This window comes from Rhizobium sp. PRIMUS64 (assembly GCF_023006465.1).
Lineage (GTDB): Bacteria > Pseudomonadota > Alphaproteobacteria > Rhizobiales > Rhizobiaceae > Rhizobium > Rhizobium leguminosarum.
In genome coordinates this window covers 1-1,327 of the sequence record NZ_JALBGX010000292.1, presented here as the reverse complement: position 1 = coordinate 1,327, position 1,327 = coordinate 1, and the positions used below count along the sequence as shown (strand labels likewise).

General features: G+C 57.7%; 1 protein-coding gene and 1 pseudogene. One reads left to right on the top strand and one right to left on the bottom strand.

What is annotated here, in order from left to right; genetic code table 11:
- A partial coding sequence (locus MOV76_RS39160; RefSeq protein WP_247266599.1) for a hypothetical protein occupies positions 1-204 on the bottom strand: 204 nt, incomplete at its 3' end.
- Between MOV76_RS39160 and MOV76_RS39155 the strand changes: the two are divergent.
- A pseudogene (locus MOV76_RS39155) lies at positions 191-1,327 on the top strand (hypothetical protein); the annotation flags it as partial. The gene MOV76_RS39160 and the pseudogene MOV76_RS39155 sit on opposite strands and share 14 nt — an antisense overlap.

Below are 1,327 nucleotides of genomic sequence, written 5' to 3'. Positions count from 1 at the left end.
GAACTCGTTGAGCGGCGCCCGCCACAGCATAGACGTCTCTCGGGCGGGCTCCAGCAGCTTGCGATTCGGCGGCTCGGGGAGCAAGACATCGAGCAATATGGCGGAGGCGGGAGAAGTCGCCGCGGCGCCGCAGGGCAGAAGCCGCGGATTTAAGTCGCGCATGGTGTCAGGGTTCAAGAAGGCGTTCGGATTGAGCAGCGGCAAGACGTCGTCGCGGGGTTCGGGGCAGCAAGACGTCGATGCCGCAACGGAGACTCACGTGGTCTCAACCAAGGTTCGCGTCGATTACGCCAAGCGTGGTCGCCCCGCCGACCGGGACATGCATCCCGATGACGAGTCCCGCATCAACCAGTTCGCGGAAGCAGTCCGAAACTACGAAATTCTACCCGACGGTAGCATCGGCCGAGGGGACGGAAGGGTTCCCGAGCGTACCATCGAGAACAATTTGGGGATTCTTAAGAGGTTCGCTCGTTGGCTCAGAGCAGAGAACAGAGATTCGATGGCTTCTCGGCTTTTAAACGATCCAGATTCACTAGCCGTTGATATCGCGGATTATTTGGCAAGCGGTGGGGATGGTCGGAACCGTCTTCAGTCAGCACTGTCTCATTTCAGGAGGCTCGCGCCTGAGGGGCAAGAACTCCAAGCCGTTGGACCTGGGCCGCGCCTGATGGGGCGCCAGATACATGATCCTTATCCCGACGACGCCCGCGTCATTGATAGCTTGGCCAAGGAAGAGGTCCCGAATTCTCGGAAAAATGCCAGTGGGCAACGAAAGTTTAGCGCTTGGCTCAAAAGGGAGGGCAGGGAGAGCATAGTCAGCCGGCTCACCGGCAGTGATGAGCAGCAACAGTCGTTGAAGGAGGATTTTAGGGCCTTTACCAAGGAAGAAGGAAAAAAAGTGGTCGTGGGTTTCGATCGGCTGCGGCAGTATCTAGGCGCCGAGTCGCAGTTGAAACAGCATGATCCTTATCCCGACGACGCCCTCATGATTGATAGCTTCGCCAACCAAGAGCTGAGCAAGCTCGGATCGGGCTCGACTTCCAAGAGGAATGTTGTCTGGACTATAGCCAGCAATCAACGAAAGTTTAGTAATTGGCTGCAAACCAGGGGTAGGGAGAGCATAGCGAGCCGGCTCAACGGCAGCGAGATGCAGCAAAGGTCCTTGAAAAAAGATTACCAAGACTTCACCGAAGCCATGGGAAAAAACCTCACCATGTCTTTCAAGCGGCTTCGGCAGTACCAGCAAGTCGTTGAGGCGAACGCAGCGTCGGGGTTGTCCCCTGAGCCGGCAAGTGGCCGCGAACCGGCCGGTCTGGACGGCCGTTCG